Raw genomic sequence first — 18,379 nt, forward strand, 5'->3', positions numbered from 1 at the left:
CTCATCCTCCACAGTCGACGTGCGTGCGCGGGGTCGCCGGGCGTCAGGCGGGCGCGACGGGGGTCTTCCCGGGTGGCAGGCCGCCGGCCTGCCGGGGTCGCTCCCGCGCGATGACGAGCGCCACCGAGGCGAGCACCACGGCACCGGCGAGCACCTGTCGTCCGGACAACGATTCATCCAGCACCATCATGCCGAGCAGGACCGCCACCACCGGGTTGACGTACGCGTAGGTGGACGCGAGCTGGATCGGCGCGTTGCGCAGCAGCCAGGTGTAGACGCTGAAGCCGACCACCGTGCACACCAGCATCAGGTAGGTCCACGCCAGCCAGGACCGGCCGGTCACGTCGGCCGGGTCGAACCGTCCCAGCTCACCGCTGACCACGCTCGCCACCGCCACCGCGACGCCGCCGACGAGCATCTGCCAGCCGGTGCCGACCAGGTGGTCGGCCGGCATGTGCAGCCGCTGCGACAGCGTCGAGCCCAGCGCCCAGACCATCGTGGAGACCACCAGCAGCAGCATCCCGCCGAGGTGCCATCCCTTCGTCGGCACCGAGAACAACAGCGCCAGCCCGGCCACACCGCCCAGTACGCCCACCGCCGCGAGTGCCGACGGCCGTGGGCCGACCGCCAGCCGCAGCACCAGCACCCACAGCGGCATGCCGGCCACCACCAGCGACGTCAGCCCGGTCGGCACGTACTGCTGGCCCAGGGCGAGCAGTGCGCTGCCCGCACCGACCATCAGCAGCCCGCTGGCGCCCACCCCGCCCCACTGCTGCCGGGGCAGCAGCAGCCCGGCCGGTCCCCGGCGCAGCGCCGCCACCGCGAACAGCAGCAGCGCCGCGGCCAGGAACCGGGCCGAGGTGGCGACCAGTGGCGGGATGCTGTCCAGGGCCACTCGATTGCCCAGGTAGGTCGAGCCCCAGATCAGGTAGACCGCGCCGAGCCCGACGGCCAGGGCCATCGGGCCGGCGGGCCGCGGCGGATCCGCCGGGTGGCGGACCGCTGCGGGCTCGGTCAGGTCAGCGGTGGCCATCGACCCGGATCGCCACCGCGGTGTTGCCCCGCAGGGCGTTCGAGTAGGGACACATCTGGTCGGCCAGCTCCACCGCGCGTTCCAGGTCGGCCTGCGGGCACTGCGGCGCGGACACGTCCAGCACCACCGCGATCGCGTACCGGCCGTCCTCGGTCTGCCCGAGGGAGACCGAGGCGGTCACCGTCGTCGGGCCGGGCTTGACGCCGGCCTGCCGGGCGGCGACGGCGAGCGCGCTGTCGAAGCAGGCCGCGTAGCCGGCCGCGAACAGCTCCTCCGGGTCGGTGCCGGGCGCGTCCGGACCCCGCTGCGCGGGGCGGGTCAGGTCGACCCGCAGCGACCCGGTCAGCGACCGGGCGCTGCCGCCCCGGCCGCCGGAGACCTCGACGGCGGCGGTGTAGAGCGTGTTCGCCGGTACGACCTTCGCCTCGGTGACCGGGGTGCCGGCGCTCACGCCGCCACCTCCCGTCCCAGGTCGGCGTGCACCTGCGCGGCGACCGCGTCGGCGAACGCCTCCGGCTGCTCGTCGGCCACGAAGTCGGTGCCGCCGGGGATGGTGACCAGCTCGGCGCCGGGCAGCGCGGCCCGCACCTGCGGCGTCATCCGGTCCAGCAGGTCGTCGGCGCCGTGCAGCAGCACGATGGGCAGCGCGTCCAGGGCGGCGGTGTCCACGTGGTGGTCGAACACCGCCCGGTACGCGGTGGCGTAGTCCGGACCGGTCAGCAGGTACTCGGTGACCTGGCGGTCCGCCTCCTCCGGGGTCAGGCGCGGGTACAGGCCGTACACCCGGTCCCAGATGACCTTCAGGTGCCCGCCGTCGCGGTCCGGGGAGTAGCCGGGCGCGTACGACCGCTTCTTCTCCGCCCGCTCCTGCTCGTCGTAGAGTGGGATGCCCTGCAGGATCAGCCGGTGCACCCGCTGCGGCGCCGACATCAACGCCTGGGCGCCGACGATCGCGCCGGTGTGCTGCCCGAGCAGGTGCACCCGGGACAGCCCGAGGGCGTCGGCGAACTGCCACACCCCGGTCGCGTACTCCGGGATGGACCACGGGCGCGGCGGCGCGTCGGACATGCCGAACCCCGGCGTGTCCGGGGCGATCACCCGCAGGCCGCGGCGGGCCAGCGGCTCGATCACCGCGTCGTAGGTGGCCGAGGAGAGCGGGGACTGGTGCAGCATCAGCAGCACCGGGGCGTCGGCGTCGCCGCCGTGCCGGTAGTGCACCTGGCCCCACGGCACGTCGGCGTAGGCGCGGCGGGCCACGCCGCGGGCCCGGGTCACTCCGTCACCGCCAGGGCTGCCATGACCTCGATGACGTGCTTGATGCCGGCCTTGTAGTCGTCCAGCCGGATGTTCTCGTTCGGGCCGTCCACACCGGAGTCGGCGCGGGACACGCCGACGCCGACGATCGGCCGGTCGGCGATCACGCCCTGGTTGCCGATCCACTGCGTGTACGGCTCGATGACCGGCTCGGTCCCGTACACCCGGCGGGCCGCGTCGGCGACCAGCGCGACGAACGGGTCGCGGTGGTCGGTGAGGTTGGGCCGGCTGGTCGCCATCACCTCGATGCGCAGGTCACCGAAGCCGGTCGCGGCCAGGTGGTCGCGGATGCAGCCGAGCACCCGGTCCGGGTCCTGGCCGGGCACCAGCCGGAACTCCAGCTTGGCCGAGGCGGTCGACGGGATGCCGAGCGTCACGTCGTCGCGCATGTCGCCGCCGGCGAAGCCCGCGACGGTGAGCGTCGGCACGGTACGGATGGCGACCGCGGCGGCCTGGTCGTCCAGGTCACCGGTGAAGCGGTCGACCTGCGCCCGCTTGCGCAGGAAGTCCCCGTCGAACGCGACCTTCTCCAGCAGCGCCCGCTCCTCGTCCGTCGGCGGCCGGGCGTCGTCGGCGAAACCGGGGATCGTCACGGTGCCGTCGGGCTGCTGCAGCTGCGCCAGGGCGGCGGCCAGCCGGGCCGTGGCGGCCGGCAGCAGCGCGGTGTTCTGGCTGGTCAGGTCGCGCGGCAGGGTCTGCGCGGTGAGGCGCAGGTAGAGCACGCCCTTCTCGGCGAGCTTGAGCAGCAGCCGGTCCTCGCCGTCGAGCCAGGAGTTCTCCCACAGCGCCGCGTCGCTGGCGAGCCGGTCGGCGTGCGCCTGCACGAACGAGCCCAGACCCGGGCTGTGCAGCCACTTCTTGCCCTCGAAGATGATCCGGTTGGTCACCGGCGGGGTCAGCCCGGCCAGCTTCCAGGCCGCCGCCGCGTGGATGCGGGACATGACGACGCCCTTGTCGTCGGCCACGCCCCGGGCGTACAGCCGGCCGTCGTGGATCTCCGCCGCGTACGGCGGGCTGATCCAGTCGGCGTCGTCACCGGCCGGCTCGACCTCCACGTCGTAGTGGGTGAAGTGCAGCAGCGCCTTGTCACCCTCGCCCGGCACCTCGGCCAGCACGTACGGGTACGACTGCTCCCACGGGATGATCTCGGCTTCGCCGCCCCAGCGGCGGACCGACCCGGCGATGAACTCGGCGGTGGCCTCCATCTGCTCCGGCTCCTGGCGGCGGCTGCGGATGCGGCACAGCTGCTGGAGCTCCTCGACGAACTCGTCGAAGTGCTTGTCGACGGCCGCCAGAGCGGCCGCGGTATCCGGTTTGGGCATGGTGGTCCTCACAGAAGGGGTCGGAGAGGGGGAAGTTCAGTGGATGGTGACGCCGCCGTCGACGAAGATCGTCTGCCCGGTGGTCATGGCGGCGGCGTCACTGAGCAGGTAGGCGACCGCGTTCGCGACGTCCTGCGGCAGCGCCATCCGGCCCAGCGGGATCGAGGCCATCTTGTCGGCCAGGTACGCGTCGTCGCCGCGTACGTCGGCGGTCATGTCGGTGGGCACGATCGTGGGTCCGACGGCGTTGACCCGGATCCGGTCCGGCGCCCACTCCAGCGCCAGCACGCGCGCCATGTGCATCACGCCGGCCTTGCTGACGCAGTACCCGAGCGTGTTCAGCACCGCGATGTGCCCGTTCGTGGAGCCGATGTTCACCACCGCGCCGCCGGCCTGCCGCAGCGCCGGGTACGCGGCCTGGCACATCCGGAAGGTGCCGGTCAGGTTGACGTCCAGGACGGTGGTGAAGTCCTCCTCGGACATCGTCGCCGCCGGTCCGCGCCGGACGATCCCGGCGTTGTTCACCAGCAGGTCCAGGCGGCCGTGGGCGTCCAGGACCTCGGCCACCAGGCCGGCGCAGGAGGCGGCCGACCGGACGTCGACCCGGTGCCGGGTGTGCGGGCCGCCGGTCAGCTCGGCCTCGGTCCAGTCGTCGAGCAGGTCGGCCTGGGCCACCGTCGCGCCGCGCTGCGCCAGGGTCGCGGCGATGCGGGCGCCGATGCCGCGGGCCGCGCCGGTGACCACTGCCACCCGCCCGTCGAACCGGTTCGGATCGGTGTTCATGTCTCGTGTCCTGCCTTTCCCGTCCGGCCACCGGCCGGGCGGGCGTGAACCACGCCCGGCCGGTGCTCCGCACGCGTGACGACGGTCCCGTCAGCTGTCGTCACGCGCCGATCACCTTCGTGTCCTCGGCCCAGAAGGCCAGCCGCTTCTGCAGCAGCCGGATCACGAAGTGCGCCACCAGACCCATCACCGACAGCACCACCAGGACGGCGAACATGCCGGCGATGTCGAAGTTGTAGTTGGTCTGCAGCAGCAGGTAGCCCAGGCCCTCCTTGGCGCCGATGAACTCGCCGACGACCGCGCCGAGGATGGCGAAGACGATGCCGATGTCCAGGCCGGCGAAGATGAACGGCAGCGCGCTGGGCAGCCGGACCATCCGGAAGATCTGGGTCTTGCTCGCGCCGAACACGGTCAGCATCTGGATCTTGTCGGCGTCGGCCGCCCGCAGGCCCTCGATGACGTTGACGAGCATCGGGAAGAACGAGATCACCGCGGCCATGACCACCTTGCTGGTCAGGCCGAAGCCGAACCAGACCACGAACAGCGGGGCCAGGGCGACCTTCGGCACGGTCTGGAAGGCCACGATGTACGGCATCAGGGTGGCTTCCACGATCTTGATCTGGGAGATGAACGTGCCGAGGACCAGCGCGGCCCCGACACCGATCACGAACCCGAGCAGCGCCTCCTGGGTGGTCACCCAGAAGTGGCCCCAGAACTGGTCGTCGCCGAGCTGCTGCCACAGCGACTCGACCACGCTCGACGGCAGCGGCAGGACGTACTCGTCGACGCCGATGAGCTGGACGCCGTACTCCCAGGCCAGGACGACCACGACGAAGACCGTCGGGACCAGCCAGAGCTGGGGCTTCTCGCGGAGGTCGAACTTGCGCCGGGCGGGCTTGGCGGGCCGGGCGGACGGCGCCGGTGGCTGGGCCGGCTCGCGGACCAGGTTGCTTGTTGCCATGGCTGTCCCTCGTCAGTCGATAACGCCGGCGGCGTTGAAGTGTCGGCGGATCCGCTCCACGTAGACCCCGGCCCGGTCGGACGACATGACGCCGAGGTCACGTGGCCGCTCCAGGTCGATGTCCAGGACCTCCGCGATGCGGCCCGGCCGGGGGCTGAGCACGACCACCCGGTCGGAGAGGAAGACCGCCTCCGGGATGGAGTGCGTGACCAGCACGATCGTCTGGTTGCTCTCCTGCCAGATGCGCAGCAGCTCCACGTTCATGTACTCGCGGGTCATCGCGTCGAGCGCGCCGAACGGCTCGTCCATCAGCAGGACCGCCGGGTCGTGCACCAGGGCCCGGCAGATGCCGGCCCGCTGCTGCATGCCGCCGCTGAGCTCGTGCGGATACTTCTGCTCGAAGCCGTTGAGGCCGACCATGTCGAGCAGTTGCTGGGCGCGTTCCCGGTGCCGGCGGGGATCCAGTCGCTGGATCTCCGCCGGCACCATCACGTTGTCGAAGATGGTGCGCCACGGCAGCAGCGTCGGTGCCTGGAACACCATCCCGACCTCGGGAAGGGGCTTCGTCACGTCCCGCCCGGCGATCCGTACCGCGCCGCCGGACTTCGGGCTGAGCCCGGCGAGGATCTTCAGCAAAGTGGTCTTGCCGCACCCGGACGGTCCCACGACCGAGATGAACTCGCCGCGACGTACCGTCAGGTTGATGTCGCTCAGCGCCTGGGTCGGTGCCGACTTACGGGGCCGGTACTCCTTGTCCAGCCCGTCGATCTCGATCCAGGAGTCTTCCGACACCGATGCCGGAGCCTGCGTCTGCGCCCGGCGGGCCGTCGCCTTGATGGCCATCGAAATCCCTTCCGCTGTCCGCTGCCTAGGCGGTGTAGTTCGCGGCCTTGCTCAGCACCGCGGCCTTGTCGAAGTTGTTCGCGCCGGAGAGCAGGCTCGGGTCCCAGAGCTTCTTCAGGTCGACGTCACCGGTGATCTGCCCGGCCTCCTTGGTGTACGCCTGGGTCTTCGCCCACTCCTCGTCGCTGATCGCGCCCCAGTCGCCGAACTGCTCCGGGTCGCCGCTGGCCGGGGTGGCCGTCTTCAGCCAGGCGGCGAGGCTCTCGGTGTCGGCCTTGAGGCGCTCGTCGGCGGACTTGCCGGCGAGGATCTGCGGGAAGACCTTGTAGCCGATCTTCATGGCGGCCTCGGGGTTCTTGGCCGAGAAGAGCATCGCCTTGTACGCCGCGCGCAGGAACCGCTCGTACGAGTCCTTCTTGGCGTCGAAGTCACGGGCGCCGACGCTGAAGGTCAGCGACCGGATGCCGCTGAACACGTCCGGGTTGGTCAGGTACTTCAGCTCGGTGCCGGCGTTCTCGATGACCGCGTACGCCTGGGTGTAGAGCGCCAGCATGTCGACCTTGCCGTCGTTGAGCGCGGCGGCGGCCTGCGCGCCGACGCCCACCGGCAGCAGCTCGACGTCCTTGGCCGGGTCGAGACCGGCGGCCTTGACGTAGGCGCGGGCGTACGGGGCCGAGCCGGAGGCCAGGCTGATCACGCCGATCTTCTTGCCGCGCAGGTCCGCGCCGCCGGTGATCGGGGAGTCCGGCTTGACCGCCATCACCCACGGCCAGTTCTGCACCAGGCCGCCGACGGCCTTGATCGGCACGTTCTTCTCCACCGCGCCGAGCGCCGAGCCGGCGTCGGCGGGGGTGATGTCACCGCTGCCGGACGCGACCGCCTGGAGGGCGGCGACCGAGCCGTCGGCGTTGATCGTCTCGACGGTCAGCTTCTCCTCGGCGAAGTAGCCGAGTTCCTTGGCGACCGCGTAGACGGCCACCTCCTCCTTCGGGCCGATCACGGCGGAGGCGATGGCCATGGTCAGCTTCGCCTCCTTGCCCTCGCCGCCGGCCTCGTCGTCGGAGCCGCCGCCGCACGCGGCCAGGACCAGCGTGGCGGCCAGCGCCGCCGGGAGCAGAGCCCACTTTCGTTTCATATGCACACACCTCGTCGTGAGTCGGGGGAGACCGCCTCCGCCGCCGTGACGGCGGAGGCGGGGGAATCAGCTGTCGCGCTGCTGCGCGACCAGGGCCAGATCGTTGTAGACGTGCTGCTCGACGATCAGTTCGCCGTCGAGCACGAACACATCCGCGTAGCGGATGTCCTCGAACGGAGTGCCGTCGAGCCATTCCCCGTACAGCCGCCCGAGCGAGGTCACCGTGACCCGCCCGTCGGTGTCACCCACCAGGTAGCGGTCCCGGTGCTTGCGCACCCACCGGTAGGTACCGGTGGACGCGGCCGCCATCTCCCGCAGCGAGGAGTACTCCCGGCCGCCCGGGAAGACCAACCGGGCCTGCGCGGCGAGAAAGCGTCCTGCTTCGTCCAGCTCGCGGTCCTCGCACAGTTGCAGGTACCTGTCGATCAGACCGGGCGCGTCCGGTGTGCCCATCAGCCGGTCTTCTCGCTCAGGGCCGCCTCCCACTGGTCCCGCAGCGGGTGCTCCGCGGGGCCGTGCTCGGTGAGGATGCGCATCAGGCGGGCCAGCAGCGCGTCCCGCTCCCGGTCGAGGACCTGCTGCTCCTCCTCGGTGGAGACGAACTCGTCGACGGCGCCCGCGGTGAGCGCGCCGGAGCGCGTCAGCAGCGCCTCGACGACGCGTACGCGCTGGCGGGTCACGTGCAGCTCGGTGGAGAGCTGCAGCACCAGGTCGAGCAGCTTGCCGACCTTGGGGTCTCCGAAGTAGTCGAACTCGGTGCTCATCACGCCTCCGGCTTGGTCGCGGCCAGTACGGCCCAGGGGAAGTGCCACTCGGGACGGTCGCCCCAGCCCTGCGGCTGGACGCCGTTGCGGCGCTCGTCGAACGGGGTCCACGACACGTCGGTCAGACCGGCCTCGGCGCAGACCTCGATCAGGTCCGAGCCGAACAGGTCGTGGAAGAACGGCTCGTTGTTGCGCTCGGCGTGCTCGTAGACGGTGGCGTCGCGCAGCGGGTCGCCGGTCAGCATGAACTCGAGGAAGCGCAGCGAGCCGCCCGGCTTGAGCAGGCGCGCGGCCTCCACGATCGTTTCCCGGATCGCGGCGGCCGGCATCTCGTGCAGCACCATCGTGCCGGTGACCACGTCGCAGCTGTCCGACTCGATGCCGGTGGCCCGGCCGTCGGCCTGCCGGTAGTCGATCGCGAGTCCGGTCGCCTCGGCCTCGGCGTGGGCCAGGCGCAGACCGGGTGCGGCCAGGTCCACGCCGATCACCTGCGCGGTCGGGTACTTGGCCGGCAGCGGGCGGGTGCTCTTGCCGAAACCGCACCCGATGTCGACGATCCGGGTCGCCGCGGGCAGCTCGGGCAGCGCGGTCTGGGCGAACAGCGTGTGGAACTTGTAGCCGTCGTTGTCGCGCAGCATGACAATGCGCGCGCCGAACTCGTACACGTAGGCCGACATGTCGTCGGAGAAGAAGCTGCCGGGCTGGATGTGGATGTCGTAGTCGGTGTACCAGTCGGGCAGTTCCAGGTCGGGGTTCAGCTCCAGCGAGCCCTTCGGCTGCTCGGGCAGCGAGGTGAGCTGGTCGGTCAGCTCCTCGCGGCGGCTGAGCACCGCGTCGCCGGCGACCTTCCACAGCATCTTCTGCTGCACCCGCTCCAGGTGGCTGAACCACGGGTAGAGCGGAAGACCACGCAGCACCTGACCGGCGTCGGTGATCGTCGTGGCCGACGCCCCGGTGGCGCCGTACTCGTCGCGCAGCGCCGGGTAGACGGTGTCCGCCCATCGCTTGCGCAGGCCGAGGACGAAGTCCACGGCGGAACGCTCATCCAGGGTGAGGCGCTCCTCGATGTCCAGCATGCTTGTCTCCTCTACAGGTGGGGGAGGTCCGGTCCGCGGTGCACCGCGACCGGGGTGGACGGGTCAGTGGGCGTACCGCACGCACTGGGCGGACGCGGTGTCGTAGGCGCCGAGGAACGCGCCGGCCATCCGCCCCTCGTAGACGGCCTCGAAGGCGGTGCGTGGGGCGTTCGCGTCGCCGACGACGTGGATGCGGGGGCCGTCGGGCAGCGCGTCGAGCTGCCGGTACAACTCGTCCGCGGCCTGCGCCGAACCGCCGTCGACGACTGTGGTGACGTCCTCGACGATCGTGTCGCCGCCGGCGAGCGGGCCGCCGAGGGCCACCGTCGTGGCGCCCGCGGCGCGGGCGGTCCGCATCGGGTGGACCGCGATCCCCAGGTCCGCGAAGCGCTTGAGCAGCGCCAGCCGCGAGTACGTGGTGATCTTGGCGCTGACCGTGGCGGTGGGGGACACGAGGTGGACGCGGGCGCCCCGGCGGGCGAGCGCCTCCGCGACCGACGCCGCCGACCAGGTGCCCTCGTCGTCCAGCACGACGACGGCACCGGCGGGCCGGTAGCCGGGGTCGGCCAGGTTGTCGACGGCCTGCCAGATGTCGATCACCGGCGGGCCGCCGGGCAGTTCCCGGCGGGCGGGCCGGGAGCCGGTGGCGAGGACGACGTCCTGGTAGCCACCGGCCAGCACGTCGTCGACGCCGGCGCGCCGGCCGAGCCGGACCGGGATGCCGGCGGCCTCGACGTCGCGGGCCAGGTCGCGGGTTAGCAGCCCGAGCCGCTCCCGTCCGGGTACGCGCGCGGCCACCTCCACCTGTCCGCCGAGGTGGTCCCGTGCCTCCACGACGGTCACCCGGTGCCCGGCCCGGTGCGCGGAGAGGGCGGCCTCGAGGCCGGCCGGTCCGCCGCCGACGACCAGGACGTTCCGCGCGCCGGACGGCCCGGGCAGTTCCGGCCAGGCGTCGGCCCACTCCTGCTCGGCGCCGACCTCCGGGTTCACCACGCAGGAGATCGGCAGGCTGGTCTCCAGCCGGCCGATGCAGCCCTGGTTGCAGGCCAGGCAGGCGCGCACCTCGTGCTGGCGGCCCTGCTCGGCCTTGCGGACCAGGTGCGGGTCGGCGATGTGCGGGCGGGCCAGGCCGACCAGGTCGGCCTCGCCCGCGGCGACGAGTTCGGCCGCCTCCGGCAGGCTGTCCAGCCGGCACACCGCGAGCACCGGCAGGTCCGGGAACTCCTGCTTGAACAGCGCCGCGTGGTGCCGGAACGGGGCGTGGCCGAAGCTCATGTCCGCCATCTGCGTCGCCAGCGACCAGCTGCCGTGGTAGGCGGAGTGGCTGACGTGCACGTAGGCGAGGGGGAACTCGGCGCGCAGCTTTCCGACGATCTCCAGCACCGCGGCCGGGTCGAGCCCGCCGGGCAGGAACTCGTCGGCGCTGACCCGCAGCCCGACGGGCAGGTCGGGGGCGGCGGCCAGCACCGCCGTCAGCACCTCGCGGGTCAGGCGCATCCGGTTGTCGAGGCTGCCGCCGTACGCGTCGTCGCGGGTGTTCGTGTGCGGTGAGAGGAACTGCTGGAGCAGGTGGCCGTGGCCGGCGTGCACCTCGAGGCCGTCGAAGCCGGCCTCGCGCATCCGCCGCCCGGCGGCGGCGAACGCGGCGACGACTGTCGCGATGTCCCGGCGTCCCATCGCGTGCGGGACGTGCGAGCCGGCCGCCCACGGCACCGGCGACGAGGACCAGGCGGCGGTGCGGGTCGCGTCGCCGTTGGCCTGCCGCCCGGCGTGCATGATCTGGGCGAACATGCGGGCGCCGTGCTCGTGCACGGCCTCGGTCACCGCCGCGTACGCCGGGATCGACGAGTCGTCGAAGCTGCCGAGGCTGATGCTGCGGCCCGCGCTGGTGGGGTGCACGCGGATCGCCTCGGTGATGATCAGGCCGGCTCCGCCGCGCGCCCGCTCCGCGTGGTAGGCGACGTGGCGGCGGGTGGGCACATTGTTCAGTCCGAAGTTGGTGGTGTGGCCGGGGACGAAGACCCGGTTCCGCAATGTGAGACGACCGAGCCGGGTGGGGGAGAGAAGGGCGAGGAGCTTGTCGTCGGGCATGCTCGGACTTCCTGTTTCGGGCCGCACTCGGCGAGGCCGAGGGCGTTCGGATGAACCGTACGCCGTTCGATTGAGTGGAACGGTAGGGCCGGGTTCAACATGCCGTCAACGGGTTACTGGTCAGTAATTTAGGCCGCCGAACCGCCTCTGAGCTGCTGTTCCACTAGGCGGAACGCTGACCGATGATGACCGTCGATGGCGCGGTCGATCGTTCGGATGCTCCTGATCGGACGACGGTGCCGGCCGCCGATCGACTGTCGGCGGTTCCTGCCCATCATTCGGACGGCCCCGCCGGACCGTGCCGGTGGCCGTCCCGGGCGGCGACGGTGCGTCCTCTCGAGCGGCGACACTGCGCCGGGTGCACGGCGGCCCGGGCCGCCGCCGGGTTGCGCACGTGAGGTGCGGCGTCGGCGACGACCCGGGCCGTCGTTCGGTCTGCGGATGTGGTGGTGGACGGGGCGCCGTCGGGCGTCCCGGTCGCGCGCGGTCAGCCGGCGTGCGGGCGCAGGTACGGCGTGAGCAACTCGCGGGCGAGGCCGGTGGCGGCCGGAAGGTCGAGACCGTTCTCGATCATCCGGCTGAGCGCGTAGACGACCGACTGGACGAGCTCCGCCATCCGGTCCGGGTCGCTCGCCCCGTGTTCGGTCAGCGCGGCGCGCAACGGCGCCTCGAGGCTGTCGTGCAGCAGCCGGCTGGACGTCGCCAGCACCTCGCTGTTGCCGGCCGACGCCAGCGCCCGGGCCAGCGCGTGGTCGCCCCGGGCAACCAGTTGCAGGTTGGCCTCGACGTACGCCAGGATCCGCGCGCCCGGCGTGCGGGCCTCGGCCATCTGCTCCTCGACGAAGGCCGACCACCGGGGGAAGGTGTCGGCGACCAGCACGTCGAACATGTCGGTGCGGGACTTGAAGTACGAGTACGCGCTGGACCGGGCCAGCCCGGCGTGCCGGGCCACGTCGGCCAGGCTCGGGATCTGCTCCGGATGCTCGGAGAGCAGGGCGCGGGCGGCGTCGAGCAACGCCGCCCGCTGTGCGGCCCGGTGTTCCGCGACGGTCGAGGCTTGGATCTTCGGCACCGCGACCTCCCCGTGTCTCCCGCCGTCCGTGTCCGGTCCGCGTCGCTCCCTGGTCGTCGGTCAGCTGCTGGTGGCGAGCTTGCCGTCGATCATCTCGTAGATGGTGTCACAGTATTGCAGGACGTCGTGATCGTGAGTGACCATCACGACGGCCACCGAGCGCTCCCGCGCCTCCTGGGCGAGCAGCTGGACGATGTCGTGGCTGCGGGCCCGGTCCAGCGCCGCGGTCGGCTCGTCCACCAGCAGGACCGACGGCTCGGTCATCAGCGCCCGGGCGATGCCGACGCGCTGGCGTTCGCCGCCGGAGAGCTGGTGCGGACGCCGGTCGGCCTTACCGGACAGGCCGACGTGCGCGAGCATCTCCAGCGGGTCGCGCCCGGACCGTTCCCGCCGCCCGCCCAGCCGCAGCGGCAGGCGCAGCTGGTCGGCGGCGGTCAGCGCGGGCAGCAGGTTGCCCGACTGGAACACGAATCCCACGTGCCGGCGGCGCAGCTCGGTGCGCGTCCGGCGGCTGGACACGGTCATGTCGTGCCCGGCCACGGTGACGGTGCCCTCGTCGGGGCGGGCCAGCCCGCCGGCGACCGCCAGCAGGCTGGACTTGCCCGCGCCGGACGGCCCGACGATCGCGGCCAGTTCGCCCCGGGCGACGGTCAGGTCAACCGCGTCCAGCGCGTGCACCGTCTCCGCGCCGTCGCCGTGCCGCAGGTGCACGCCGCGCATGACCAGGCCGAGGTCGTCCCGGGCGGTGCCCGGTGCCGAGGGGGACGGGGTGGTCCGGCTGCTCATCGGTTGCCTCCCAGGGCGGTCGCCGGGTCGATGGACGTGAGGCGGACGACGGCGGCTGCCGCGCCGACCAGGCCGAGCACGAGCAGTCCGGCCGCGGCGGCGGCGATGCTCTGCGGGTGCAGCGCGAACGGAACGTTGCCGCCGGAGATCAGCGCGCCGAGGCCCAGGCCGATCCCCATGCCGACGGCGATGGCGACGGCCAGCAGGATCAGCGCCTGGGTGAGGGCGTCACGCAGCACCCACCGGGTCGAGGCGCCGAGCGCCCGCAGCACCGCGACCTCCTGCTTGCGCTGGATCGCCCAGACCGCGAAGAACGCGCCGGCCACCAGCGCCGAGATCGCGTAGAGGAAGCCCTGGATCAGCTGGAGCGTGGTCGTCTCGGCGGTGTAGCCCGGCGAGGCGCCGTAGGACTCCTCGAGCGTCATGCTCTCGGTGCCCGCAGCCTTGTCGCCCGCGGCGAGGTCCACCGAGTCGCCGTCGGCCGCGCGGACCGCGACGGCGGTGATCTCCTGAGCCGCCTGGGCCGGCACCTGCGCGCCGGCCGGGGTGCCGGACTTGATCGCCTGCCACGTGGCCAGCGGCACGTACGCCACGTCGACGTGGCCGAAGGTGTCCTGCTGCTCGGTGACGCCGACGACGCGCAGCCGCGTACCCAGCCGGTCCACCGTCACGGTGTCGCCGACGCGCAGGCCCGCGTCGATCGCGGTGGGGCTCACCACGATCCCGTCGGCCGGACCGAGCCGGTCGCCCTCGCTGGCGGCGGGCGACAGGAACGAGTCGGTCTCGACGCCGAACAGCGCCAGGTCGACCTCGGTGCCACCGTCGGTACGCCCGTTGATGAGCGTGTTGCCGAACGGGGTCGCCTCCGCCACGCCCGGCTGGTCGCGCCAGGTGTCCACCGCCGAGGCGTCCACCACGCTGCGCGAGAACGCCGAGTCGTGCTGCACGCCGTGCGCGAACGCGAACGAGGTGACCGGCAGGTTCTGCAGGCCGGAGACGCCGTCACGGACCAGCCCGACGGACAGGCCGGACAGCATCACCATCAGCACCGAGATCAGTGCGATCACGGCCCCCATCAGGGCGAATCGCAGCCGCGCGAACCCCAGCTCGCGAATGGCCAGGAACATCAGCCGCCACCTCTCAAACTTGTCGACACCATGTCGCCATGTTAACAACGCGGTGTCGGTAAGATGGTGGTGGTTGTCTACCCGGTCGCATTCCGTGACGGGGCCGGTGATGCGCGGCCTGCCGCGCCGGCGTCAGGCGGCGACCGGGCCCGCGGCGGCGCGGCGTGCGCGCCGGCCGAGGGCGGTCACCGCGACCACGATGATCGGGGCGAGTGTGAGGTGACAGACCGCCAGCGTGATCGTGCTGGTGGTGTCGAGGTCGGCGGGCAGCGTCATGGTGGCGATCGTGAGGACCGCGAGCGCCGGGCCGATGATCAGCGCCGCCCGGACCGCCCACGCGAATCGGGGCGCCAGCACGGCGACGGCGGTGAGCCCGAGCGCCAGCGGCAGCGCGCTGAAGCCCGCGACGGTCACCGCGTCGACCTCGACCCGCCGGTCGTCGGCGGTGAACAGGAAGCTGCCGCCGGCCGCGCGGCCGATCGCGTACACGATGAGGTTGACGACCACCGCGACGGCGGTGGCGAGCGCGACGACGGCGGTACGGGACAGGTCAGCCACGGGAGATCTCCTCCGTCTGCTCTCGGATCAGGTACGCCTCGATGCGGGCGAACGCCCCCACCCAGACCTCGCCGGCGAAGAAGTCGCGCAGTTGCGGGGCCGGGAAGCCGCTCTGCACCACGGTCATCAGCGTGCCGCCGTCGCGCGCCTCGAACGTCACCTCGATGCGCGTGGTCATGGTGGTGCCGTCCGGACCGCTGCCGATCGACTCGGTGACCAGCCGGTGCGGCCGGTCGATCTCCAGGAACGTCTGCGTCTCCCGGAACAGCGCGTCGGGCGAGGGACCCCAGACCGCGGTCTGCGTCCCGCCGACCCGCAGGTCGACGTCGATCTCCACGATGCCGGGCTCCTCGTCGAGGATGCCGAACCAGATTTTCTGCTTCCCGGCGTCGGTGTAGGCGTCGAAAACCTGCTCAGGTGTGCCCGGGAGGTGTCGTGTCACGCGCAGGTCGAGTGTCATGGTCGCGGTCCTCCGTGGTGAGTGTGAGGTAGGCGTCGAGCCCGTCGAGGCGGCGCGCCCAGAGCCGTTGGTAGAAGGCGATCCAGGCCATGGCCGAGTCCAGCGGGGCCTCGCTGAGCCGGCACTGCCGGGACCGGCCGACCTTGCGCGTCACCACGAGACCCGCGTCCTCCAGCGCGCGGACGTGCTTGCGCATGCCGGTGAGGCTCATCCCGGTGGGCTCGGTGAGCTCGCTGAGGGTGGCCGGGCCGGTGCCGAGGCGGATCAGGATGGCGCGTCGTGTCGGGTCGGCCAGGCTGGCGAACACCCGGTCGAGCGTCTGTTGCTGAACCACGTGGTTCACCGTACGACACTGAACCATTCGGTTCAACGTTATCCGGAGGCCGGCGTGGCGTACGCGCGAAACGGCCCCGCGACCTCGAGGATCGCGGGGCCGTCTCCGGCGCCGTGGGAAGGAACGCCGGAGTGTGGGGTGCCGGTCAGGCGAGCGTGCAGGACGCGCCGTTGAGGCTGAACGCGCTGGGCCGGGCGGTGTTGCCGGTGTGCGTGGCCTGGAAGCCGATGGTGGTCGAGCCGCCGGCCGGGATGGCCGCGTTGTAGGAGACGTTACGCGCCGTCACCTGGCCCGAGGAGGGGGAGTACGAGGCGTTCCAGCCGGAGGTGATGGTCTGGCCGCCGGGCAGCGTGAACGCCAGCGACCAGCCGTTCACCGCGGCGGTGCCGGTGTTGCTGATGGTGATGTTCTCGGTCAGGCCGTTGTTCCAGGCGTTCAGCTCGATGCGCACCGAGCAGGCGCCGGTGCCGGGCGGCGGGGTGGTCGGTCCCGGCGGCGGCGTGGTCGGGCCGGGCGGGGGAGTGGTCGGTCCCGGCGGGGGCGTGGTGGGGCCGGGCGGGGGAGTGGTCGGTCCCGGCGTGGTGGTGAGGCCGAAGAAGGCCACGGCGGCCGCGGCCATGCCGGCGGACGGCAGGCTGTGCCCGGCGCCCTGGATGCTGTACGCCTCGACCTGGACAGTGCCGGAGGTGTCGGCGTAGCGGCGCCGGTTCCAGCCGGACTGCGGCGTGTCGGTGGACGTGGGCGTCTGGCTCAGGCCGAACACGTTCGTCCACTGCTCGATCGTCTCCTGGAGCAGCGAGTACGGCACCAGCGTGTCGTTGGTGCCGTGCCACAACTGCACCCGGGGCCGGGGCCCGGTGTAACCGGGGTACGCCTGGCGGACCGCGTCACCCCACTGCTGCGGGGTGCGGTTCATGTTCCCGCCGGTGCACTGGCTGGAGCCGGGCGGATAGTCGGCGGCGCCGGCGAAGCAGTTGAACGGCACGCCCATGAACGCCGCGCCGGCCTTGAAGACGTCCGGGTAGAGCGCCAGCATGTGGTTGGTCATCATGCCGCCGGACGAACTGCCGGTGGCGTACACCCGGTCCGGGTCGGCACCGTACTGCTGCTGGACGTAGCGGACCATCGAGATGAGCGACACCGGGTCGCTGCCGCCGCCGCGCCGCTTGGCCGCGTCGGACCAGGTGTCGAAGCAGTTGCCGAAGCCGGCCTGCTGGGTGGCGCTGGGGTAGATGACGATGAAGCCGTACCGGTCGGCCAGTCCGGCGAACTCGCTGCCGGAGTAGAAGCCGGGGCCGGAGCCGCCGCAGCCGTGCATGGCCACCACTGTCGCCGGCCGGGACGGGCGGGCGTCCGGCACGTAGACGTGCATGCGCATCCGGCCGGGGTTGTCGCCGAAGCTGGTCACCTCGGTCAGCGACGCCGCGTACGCGGGTTGGACGGTGGGGATCACCAGGCCGGCCGCCGCCAGCGACGCGGCCAGGGCCACCACCATCTTGGCTCTGATTCTCACGGAATCTCCTTCGATCGCCCTGTGCGGGCGGTGACGGGCGGGTGCGCGCCGCGTCGGCGGCCCGGACCGCCGCGGTGTCGCGTCTCGCCCACTGACGTGTCTCGCCCGGCCTGGCTCCGTCGTGTGGCACATAGTGTTCCCGCCGGGCGCTGAAGTGTCAATCGATGCGCTCCGATGAGCTGCGGCGGCGTTCGTCTACAGTCGGTGCACCGTCCCTGAGCCGAGCCGGAGCGCGTGTGGCAAACCCGTTCGACATCGAGGAGATCTACCCGGACGAGGGGCCCGCGGCGCGGTTGCCCCGGCGGCAGGCCGGCACGTCGCCGCAGAGCGTCGCGGTGACCGTGCTCGCCGACTACACGCTGCGTACCCGCGCCGCCCTGCCGTCCGCGGCGATCGTCGCCCTGCTCGGCGAGGCCGGGGTGACCAGCGCCGGAGCCCGTACCGCGATCAGCCGGCTGGCCCGCCGTGGGGTGCTGGAGGGCAGCCGGCAGGGCCGCAACAGCTTCTACCGGCTCAGTCGCGCCGCCGCCGAGTACCTGTCCGCCGGCGGGAACTGGATCATCGCCTCCACGACCGACGTCCAGACGTGGGACGGATGCTGGACCATCGTGGCCTTCTCGCTGCCGCAGGACCACGGCGCGCAACGCCGGGCGCTGCGCGGCCAGTTGCGCTGGCTCGGCTTCGCGCCGCTCTACGACGGGCTGTGGATCTCGCCGTACGAGCTGGCCGCGCCGGGGCGGGCCCGGCTCGCCCCGCTCGCCCTCGGCGCGGTCACGGTGTTCCGGGGACGGCAGGACGCGCTGGACGCGATCGGCCAGCGCGCCCCCGTCGACGCCTGGGACGTCGACGCGATCAGCGGGCACTACGAGGCGTTCCTGCGCCGGTGGACCCCGCTGGTGTCGCGGCTCGGCTCGGTCGACGGTGCCGCCGCCGTGCGGGCCCGTACCGAGGTGATGGACACGTACCGGCGGTTCCCCACGCTCGACCCGCGGCTGCCGCTGGAACTGCTCCCGGCCGGGTGGCCGCGCCGGGCGGCCCGGGACGTGTTCGCGGCCGTCTACGACGGCCTGGCCGAGGCCGCCGAGACGCACGTCCGGGCGGTCGTCGCGCGGTTCGCCGACCCGGTGCCGCCCGGCATCCGGGCGCACACCACCGCCGACATGCTCGCCGGCGTGGGCGAGGACGGGTGCGGCGCCGCGGGCTGACC

The 18,379-nt window shown here is 72.4% G+C and carries 20 protein-coding genes; 1 reads left to right on the forward strand and 19 read right to left on the reverse strand.

Annotation, left to right across the window (positions count from 1 at the left end; all coding sequences use genetic code 11):
• Positions 1-43: 43 nt before the first annotated feature.
• From O7604_RS21260 to O7604_RS21350, 19 genes are all read right to left on the reverse strand, one after another.
• On the reverse strand, positions 44-1,033 hold the full coding sequence (locus O7604_RS21260) for an EamA family transporter (protein WP_281577520.1): 990 nt from the start codon (positions 1,031-1,033) through the stop codon (positions 44-46).
• Entirely contained in the window at positions 1,020-1,484 is a 465-nt protein-coding gene (locus tag O7604_RS21265; RefSeq protein ID WP_269705503.1) for an Ohr family peroxiredoxin, read from the reverse strand. Before O7604_RS21265 ends, O7604_RS21260 begins: the two co-directional genes overlap by 14 nt.
• Positions 1,481-2,308, reverse strand: coding sequence for an alpha/beta fold hydrolase (locus tag O7604_RS21270; protein ID WP_281577521.1), 828 nt, complete (start codon positions 2,306-2,308; stop codon positions 1,481-1,483). The genes O7604_RS21265 and O7604_RS21270 overlap by 4 nt, the downstream gene beginning before the upstream one ends.
• Positions 2,305-3,669 (reverse strand): M20/M25/M40 family metallo-hydrolase, encoded by a 1,365-nt coding sequence (locus O7604_RS21275; protein WP_281577522.1) that lies wholly within the window; start codon positions 3,667-3,669, stop codon positions 2,305-2,307. The genes O7604_RS21270 and O7604_RS21275 overlap by 4 nt, the downstream gene beginning before the upstream one ends.
• 36 nt (positions 3,670-3,705) lie before the next feature.
• Positions 3,706-4,452 carry an SDR family oxidoreductase gene (locus O7604_RS21280; RefSeq protein ID WP_269705506.1) on the reverse strand — a complete coding sequence of 249 codons (747 nt, stop codon included), beginning with the start codon at positions 4,450-4,452 and terminating at the stop codon, positions 3,706-3,708.
• A 100-nt stretch (positions 4,453-4,552) separates the two neighbouring features.
• Entirely contained in the window at positions 4,553-5,413 is an 861-nt protein-coding gene (locus O7604_RS21285; RefSeq protein WP_013286892.1) for an ABC transporter permease, read from the reverse strand.
• Between the two features lie 12 nt (positions 5,414-5,425).
• Positions 5,426-6,256 carry an ABC transporter ATP-binding protein gene (locus tag O7604_RS21290; RefSeq protein WP_281577523.1) on the reverse strand — a complete coding sequence of 277 codons (831 nt, stop codon included), beginning with the start codon at positions 6,254-6,256 and terminating at the stop codon, positions 5,426-5,428.
• Positions 6,257-6,281: 25 nt separating this feature from the next.
• Complete coding sequence (locus O7604_RS21295; RefSeq protein ID WP_281577524.1) at positions 6,282-7,391, reverse strand: ABC transporter substrate-binding protein; 1,110 nt, start codon at positions 7,389-7,391, stop codon at positions 6,282-6,284.
• A 66-nt stretch (positions 7,392-7,457) separates the two neighbouring features.
• On the reverse strand, positions 7,458-7,844 hold the full coding sequence (locus O7604_RS21300; RefSeq protein ID WP_281577525.1) for a hypothetical protein: 387 nt from the start codon (positions 7,842-7,844) through the stop codon (positions 7,458-7,460).
• Entirely contained in the window at positions 7,844-8,155 is a 312-nt protein-coding gene (locus tag O7604_RS21305; protein ID WP_091417013.1) for a hypothetical protein, read from the reverse strand. Before O7604_RS21305 ends, O7604_RS21300 begins: the two co-directional genes overlap by 1 nt.
• Positions 8,155-9,231: a class I SAM-dependent methyltransferase gene (locus O7604_RS21310; protein WP_281577526.1), complete on the reverse strand. Its 1,077-nt coding sequence runs from the start codon at positions 9,229-9,231 to the stop codon at positions 8,155-8,157. Before O7604_RS21310 ends, O7604_RS21305 begins: the two co-directional genes overlap by 1 nt.
• Before the next feature lie 63 nt (positions 9,232-9,294).
• Complete coding sequence (locus tag O7604_RS21315; RefSeq protein ID WP_281577527.1) at positions 9,295-11,322, reverse strand: FAD-dependent oxidoreductase; 2,028 nt, start codon at positions 11,320-11,322, stop codon at positions 9,295-9,297.
• Between the two features lie 487 nt (positions 11,323-11,809).
• Positions 11,810-12,394, reverse strand: coding sequence for a TetR/AcrR family transcriptional regulator (locus tag O7604_RS21320; RefSeq protein WP_281577528.1), 585 nt, complete (start codon positions 12,392-12,394; stop codon positions 11,810-11,812).
• A 60-nt stretch (positions 12,395-12,454) separates the two neighbouring features.
• Entirely contained in the window at positions 12,455-13,180 is a 726-nt protein-coding gene (locus tag O7604_RS21325; RefSeq protein ID WP_269705514.1) for an ABC transporter ATP-binding protein, read from the reverse strand.
• The gene (locus O7604_RS21330; protein WP_269705515.1) at positions 13,177-14,307 is read right to left on the reverse strand and encodes an ABC transporter permease; all 1,131 of its coding nucleotides are present in this window, start codon (positions 14,305-14,307) and stop codon (positions 13,177-13,179) included. Before O7604_RS21330 ends, O7604_RS21325 begins: the two co-directional genes overlap by 4 nt.
• Positions 14,308-14,439: 132 nt before the next feature.
• Positions 14,440-14,865, reverse strand: coding sequence for a DUF6069 family protein (locus O7604_RS21335; RefSeq protein ID WP_269705516.1), 426 nt, complete (start codon positions 14,863-14,865; stop codon positions 14,440-14,442).
• A complete protein-coding gene (locus O7604_RS21340; protein WP_269705517.1) occupies positions 14,858-15,325 on the reverse strand; it encodes an SRPBCC domain-containing protein in 468 nt (155 codons plus the stop codon). Before O7604_RS21340 ends, O7604_RS21335 begins: the two co-directional genes overlap by 8 nt.
• Positions 15,279-15,659: a metalloregulator ArsR/SmtB family transcription factor gene (locus O7604_RS21345; RefSeq protein WP_269705518.1), complete on the reverse strand. Its 381-nt coding sequence runs from the start codon at positions 15,657-15,659 to the stop codon at positions 15,279-15,281. Before O7604_RS21345 ends, O7604_RS21340 begins: the two co-directional genes overlap by 47 nt.
• A 145-nt stretch (positions 15,660-15,804) precedes the next feature.
• Positions 15,805-17,172, reverse strand: coding sequence for a PHB depolymerase family esterase (locus tag O7604_RS21350; protein ID WP_281577529.1), 1,368 nt, complete (start codon positions 17,170-17,172; stop codon positions 15,805-15,807).
• A gap of 236 nt (positions 17,173-17,408) precedes the next feature.
• On the opposite strand from O7604_RS21350, the gene O7604_RS21355 reads away from it, so the two are divergent.
• A complete protein-coding gene (locus O7604_RS21355; RefSeq protein WP_281577530.1) occupies positions 17,409-18,377 on the forward strand; it encodes a PaaX family transcriptional regulator C-terminal domain-containing protein in 969 nt (322 codons plus the stop codon).
• Positions 18,378-18,379: the final 2 nt, after the last annotated feature.

The sequence above is a fragment of the Micromonospora sp. WMMA1947 genome (assembly GCF_027497355.1).
GTDB lineage: Bacteria > Actinomycetota > Actinomycetes > Mycobacteriales > Micromonosporaceae > Micromonospora.

Coding starts and splice junctions, on each gene's coding strand:
- O7604_RS21260 (WP_281577520.1), bottom strand. CDS start 1,033: ATGGCCACCGCTGACCTGACCGAGCCCGCAGCGGTCCGCCACCCGGCG.
- O7604_RS21295 (WP_281577524.1), bottom strand. CDS start 7,391: ATGAAACGAAAGTGGGCTCTGCTCCCGGCGGCGCTGGCCGCCACGCTG.
- O7604_RS21340 (WP_269705517.1), bottom strand. CDS start 15,325: ATGACACTCGACCTGCGCGTGACACGACACCTCCCGGGCACACCTGAG.
- O7604_RS21325 (WP_269705514.1), bottom strand. CDS start 13,180: ATGAGCAGCCGGACCACCCCGTCCCCCTCGGCACCGGGCACCGCCCGG.
- O7604_RS21305 (WP_091417013.1), bottom strand. CDS start 8,155: ATGAGCACCGAGTTCGACTACTTCGGAGACCCCAAGGTCGGCAAGCTG.
- O7604_RS21300 (WP_281577525.1), bottom strand. CDS start 7,844: ATGGGCACACCGGACGCGCCCGGTCTGATCGACAGGTACCTGCAACTG.
- O7604_RS21275 (WP_281577522.1), bottom strand. CDS start 3,669: ATGCCCAAACCGGATACCGCGGCCGCTCTGGCGGCCGTCGACAAGCAC.
- O7604_RS21315 (WP_281577527.1), bottom strand. CDS start 11,322: ATGCCCGACGACAAGCTCCTCGCCCTTCTCTCCCCCACCCGGCTCGGT.
- O7604_RS21330 (WP_269705515.1), bottom strand. CDS start 14,307: ATGTTCCTGGCCATTCGCGAGCTGGGGTTCGCGCGGCTGCGATTCGCC.
- O7604_RS21290 (WP_281577523.1), bottom strand. CDS start 6,256: ATGGCCATCAAGGCGACGGCCCGCCGGGCGCAGACGCAGGCTCCGGCA.
- O7604_RS21285 (WP_013286892.1), bottom strand. CDS start 5,413: ATGGCAACAAGCAACCTGGTCCGCGAGCCGGCCCAGCCACCGGCGCCG.
- O7604_RS21280 (WP_269705506.1), bottom strand. CDS start 4,452: ATGAACACCGATCCGAACCGGTTCGACGGGCGGGTGGCAGTGGTCACC.
- O7604_RS21310 (WP_281577526.1), bottom strand. CDS start 9,231: ATGCTGGACATCGAGGAGCGCCTCACCCTGGATGAGCGTTCCGCCGTG.